This is a genomic window from Streptomyces sp., assembly GCF_019510245.1.
Lineage (GTDB): Bacteria > Actinomycetota > Actinomycetes > Streptomycetales > Streptomycetaceae > Streptomyces.
In genome coordinates this window covers 1-4,257 of record NZ_JAEKKT010000434.1, presented here as the reverse complement: position 1 = coordinate 4,257, position 4,257 = coordinate 1, and the positions used below count along the sequence as shown (strand labels likewise).

General features: G+C 70.2%; 5 protein-coding genes. 2 read left to right on the top strand and 3 right to left on the bottom strand.

Annotation, left to right across the window (positions count from 1 at the left end; all coding sequences use genetic code 11):
* Positions 1-887 (bottom strand): SDR family oxidoreductase (locus JF597_RS53515; RefSeq protein WP_294014294.1); only part of this gene is annotated, 887 nt, incomplete at its 3' end.
* 77 nt (positions 888-964) lie between these two features.
* Between JF597_RS53515 and JF597_RS53510 the strand changes: the two genes are divergently transcribed.
* Both JF597_RS53510 and JF597_RS53505 read left to right on the top strand, forming a co-directional pair.
* Complete coding sequence (locus JF597_RS53510) at positions 965-1,258, top strand: hypothetical protein (protein WP_294014292.1); 294 nt, start codon at positions 965-967, stop codon at positions 1,256-1,258.
* 28 nt (positions 1,259-1,286) lie between these two features.
* Complete coding sequence (locus JF597_RS53505) at positions 1,287-2,360, top strand: hypothetical protein (protein ID WP_294014290.1); 1,074 nt, start codon at positions 1,287-1,289, stop codon at positions 2,358-2,360.
* Between the two features lies 1 nt (position 2,361).
* On the opposite strand, the gene JF597_RS53500 is transcribed toward JF597_RS53505, so the two are convergent.
* Complete coding sequence (locus JF597_RS53500) at positions 2,362-3,156, bottom strand: ABC transporter permease (RefSeq protein WP_294014288.1); 795 nt, start codon at positions 3,154-3,156, stop codon at positions 2,362-2,364.
* Positions 3,153-4,103, bottom strand: coding sequence for an ATP-binding cassette domain-containing protein (locus JF597_RS53495; RefSeq protein WP_294014286.1), 951 nt, complete (start codon positions 4,101-4,103; stop codon positions 3,153-3,155). The genes JF597_RS53500 and JF597_RS53495 overlap by 4 nt, the downstream gene beginning before the upstream one ends.
* Positions 4,104-4,257: the final 154 nt, after the last annotated feature.

Here is a 4,257-nt window from a genome sequence, read left to right as displayed (position 1 = left end):
AGCTCGCGCCGGGCAGCCCGCAGCTGCGGCAGCTTCATGAGCATCGACAAGGTGCCCTTGGGCAGCAGGTCCAGCAGCTTCTGGTCGATCCGCAGGCCGAGCTGAGGCGCGTGACCGGCTCGGGCGAAGGCGTTCAGCGCCTCGCCCACCCGGATCCCGCGCGGGTCGGTGAGGTGGAACGCCTGCCCGTCTAGGCCGGGCTGGTGCGCGATGTGGTCCAGGGCGGCGGCCACGAAGTCGACCGGGACGATGTTGGTCCACCCCAGCTCGGGCCCGACCAGCGGCACCCACTCCGGCAGCAGGTGGCGGACCCGCTTGATGGCGGTGAAGAAGTAGTACGGCCCGTCGATCTTGTCCATCTCGCCGGTCGTGCTGTCACCGACCACGACCGCCGGCCGGTACACGCGCCACGGCACCTGCGCCTCCCGCGCGATCTTCTCGGACTCGTACTTGGTGCGGTGGTAGGCGCTGGGCAGCTTCTGGCCCTCGTCGAAGTAGTCCTCCCGGAAGATGCCCTTGTGCTCGCCGGCCACGGCCACCGACGAGACGTGGTGCAGCGTGCCGCCGAGGGCGTTGGCGAGGTCGACGGCGTTGCGGGTGCCGGCGACGTTGGCGAGGTCGTTGGCCTCCGCGCTCGCGGTCATGTCGTAGAGCGCCGCCAGGTGGAAGAAGTGCTGGATCCCCTGCACCGCAGCAGGATCGACGCCGAGCAGCGGCTGGGACAGGTCACCCACCACGGGCTTCACGCGGTCGTCCGGCCAGAGCGCACGCACCTTCTCCACGGACTGCTCGCGCACCAGGACGTAGACGTCGCCCTCCCTGGCCAGGAGCTTCTCGACCAGACGCTTGCCGATGAAACCGGTCGCACCGGTGACGAAGTAGGCCATGCGGGGATTCCTACACCCTGTCGCCGGAGCCGCGTGAGGAGTAGACCGGAGGTATCCGAGTCCAAGGGGGCAACACCATGTTCATCCAGGTGATCGACTTCAAGACCGACCGCTTCGACGAGGTTCGCGCACTCGTGGACGACTACCGGTCGACGACCCAGGACCGGCGGACCGCCAGGCGGGGCATCCTCACCAAGAGCCGGGACGACGACAACCGCTACGTCAACATCGTGTTCTTCGAGTCCTACGAGGAAGCGATGAAGAACAGCGAGATGCCCGAGACATCTGCGTTCGCCGAGCAGATGATGAAGCTCTGCGACGGCCCGGCGACGTTCTCCAACCTCGACGTGCTCATCGACGAGACCCTGTAGCCGACCGCTAGCCGCATACCCTCCGGCCGTGCCCCTGCCGGAGATCACGCCGCTGCCCCCGGTCGTCGGAGGGCTGCCGCGGCTCGGAGCGGGGGTACCGCTGCTCTGGGACCCGACCCGGTTCTTCGCGCGCGCCCGCCGCCGGCACGGCGACACCTTCGTCGCCGACGCGTTCGGCTTCCGGATGCTGTGCCTGTTCTCCCCTGAGGGTGTGCGGTCGCTGTACGCCCTCGAGGAGAAGGACGCCAGCTTCGGCCTGGCGACCTACACGCTCATCAAGTTCAAGATGCCGGAGGAGCTGCTCTTCGGCCGCCGGGTCACGCCGCACCAGCTGTTCGGCCGGGACCTGACGGAGACCTACCTGTCCGCCCTCGACGACGCGATGACCGCTGAGCTGTCCGCGCTCGGCGACGCAGGCACCTTCGAGGTCTTCGGCGAGATGCGGCGGGTGGCACACCGGCTGGGCCTCGAGTCGTGGGGCGGCCCGGCGATGTCCGCGCGGCTCGAGGAGCTGATGCCGCTGCTCGACGCGCTGGACTCGGCGGAGGCGTTCGTCCGGCCGGTCCAGGCGTTCCGCACGGCGGCGACCAAGCAGCGCCGGGAGAAGGCGGCTCTGGCGGAGGTGGAGCGGGTCGTCGCGGAGGTGCTGGCGTCCGCGCCGCCCACCGGCTTCCTCGCCACCATCTCCGAGGCCTGGGACGGCGACCCGGTCGGCATCGCGCGTGACCTGGCGCTCATCCACCTCGGGTCGCTGTCGAACCTCTACGCCGCGCTCTCCTGGACGCTGGTGAACCTGCTGCAGCGGCCCGACCTGCTCGCCCGCGTCCGTGCGGGAGACGACGTGCTGCTCGAGCAGTGCGCCAACGAGTCGATCCGGATGGCGCAGCGTTCGATCACGTTGCGCCAGGTGCTGAAGCCGGTGGAGGTCTTCGACGGGAAGGCGACCTACCGCGCCATCACGGCGATCCGCATCGCGGTACGACGCCTGCTGGACGCCTACGAGCTGGAGCCCCTGTTCACGCAGGTGCGCCCGCGTCGCCAGCAGATCGGTGGCGTCTCCCGGGCCGCGGGGCCGGTGCGGGTCCGCTACTCCAGGCGGTAGCTCACATCCGGGAGAACCTGCGCAGGGCCAGCGGCACCGTCACTCCGATGATGAGCGCGCACCAGGCCACCATCGCGACGACCGGGTGCTCGAGCTGCCACGACCCGTGCGCGTCGGTGCCCTGCGAGACGTGCCGGACGGCGGCGACCAGCGCAGAGATGGGGTCCCACTCGCCGATGACGCGCGGCACCAGGGCCATGCCGGCGATCGGCACGAAGGTGCCGGCGAGGAACGACAGCGGAAAGACGATCGAGAAGCCGAGCCCCTGCATGGCGTCGGTGCTGCGCACCATCATCCCGAGCAGCACCCCGAACCAGGTGAACGCGATCAGCCCGAGCAGGACCAGCGCGACCAGCTCGAAGAAGCCGCCGACCCCGAAGGTCGGCCGCCACCCCAGGGCCAGCCCGAGCACGATGACGATCGTCATGCCGAGCACCTGCTCTAGCACCTGGGCCACGACCTGCGCGGTGATGACGGCGAGCCGCTTCACCGGCAAGGAGCGGAACCGGTCGATGACGCCGGTGTGGAAGTCGGTCGCGGTGGCGACACCCGCGCCGATGATCCCGAACGCGAGCTGCTGGCCGAGCAGGCCGGGCAGCAGGTAGTCCTGGTAGCGGACCCCCGGGATGTGGATCGCGGATCCGAAGACGTAGAGGAACAGCAGCGTGAACACGATCGGCTGCAGGGTCACGTCGAGCAGCCGCTCGGGGACCCGCGGGATCATCCGGAAGCTGCGCCCGACGAGCAGGCTGGTCTCGGACAGGAAGCGCCTCGAGGGCAGGGCGGCGGTGGTCATGCGGTCTCCTCGGTGGCGTGGCCGGTCAGGGCCAGGAAGGCGTCGTCGAGCGTGGGCCGGCGCAGCGCCAGCTCGTCGACGGTGACGCCGGTGGCGTGCACGGCCTTCGCCACGGCGGCGAGGTCGGCGGTCTCGTCGGGGGCGGGCACCGAGAGCATCCGGCGCTCGCGGACGGCGTGGATGTCAAAGCGCCCCGACAGGGCGTCGACGAGTGCATCGAAGCCGGCGACGTCCGCGGCGACGACGTCGACCCGCTGGTCACCGATCTGCGCCTTCAGCTGGGTCGCCGTCCCGCTCGCCACGGCCCGGCCGTGGTCGATGAGCACGATGTGGTCGGCCAGCTCGTCGGCCTCCTCGAGGTACTGCGTGGTCAGCAGCACCGTGACGCCCTCGCCGACCAGCTCGCGCACCCCGGACCACACCTCCTGCCGGCTGCGCGGGTCCAGCCCGGTGGTCGGCTCGTCGAGCACGAGCAGCTCGGGCGTGACCACGAGGGAGGCGGCGAGGTCGGTCCGGCGGCGTTGCCCGCCGGAGACCGCCTTCACCAGCTTGTCGGCGAACTCTCCGATGTCGAAGCGCGCGATGAGCCGGTCGGCGATGGCGCGGGACTCCTTGCGACCGTGACCGCGGAGCCGGGCCATCAGCACCAGGTTCTCCCGGCAGGTCAGGTGGTCCTCGAGGGCGGCGAACTGCCCGGTGAGGGACAGCGAGCGTCGTACCTGCTCCCCCTGGGTGACGACGTCGTGCCCGCAGACGACGGCCCGGCCGCTGGTGGGCTTCGTGAGGGTCGCGAGCATCCGGACGGTGGTCGTCTTGCCGGCTCCGTTGGGTCCGAGCAGGGCGAGGACGGTGCCGGCCGGGACCTCGAGGTCCAGGGCGTCCACGGCGGTGAAGTCGCCGAAGCGGCGGGTGAGGCCCTCGGTGACGACGGCGGGTGATCGAGTCATGGGAAGAAAGATACAGTGGCTGTAAAGTTACGGCAACTGCAATAATGAAGAGGTGGCCCGGAGACTGGTGGTGAGCGGCACCGTGGCGGCTGCCCCGGAGTCGCTGCGCGAGCGCAAGAAGCGCGAGACCCGGCAGCACATCTCCGACGTCGCG

Excerpts from the sequence above, each read along its gene's own strand:
- JF597_RS53510 (WP_294014292.1), top strand. The coding sequence starts at position 965 with ATGTTCATCCAGGTGATCGACTTCAAGACCGACCGCTTCGACGAGGTT.
- JF597_RS53500 (WP_294014288.1), bottom strand. The coding sequence starts at position 3,156 with ATGACCACCGCCGCCCTGCCCTCGAGGCGCTTCCTGTCCGAGACCAGC.
- JF597_RS53495 (WP_294014286.1), bottom strand. The coding sequence starts at position 4,103 with ATGACTCGATCACCCGCCGTCGTCACCGAGGGCCTCACCCGCCGCTTC.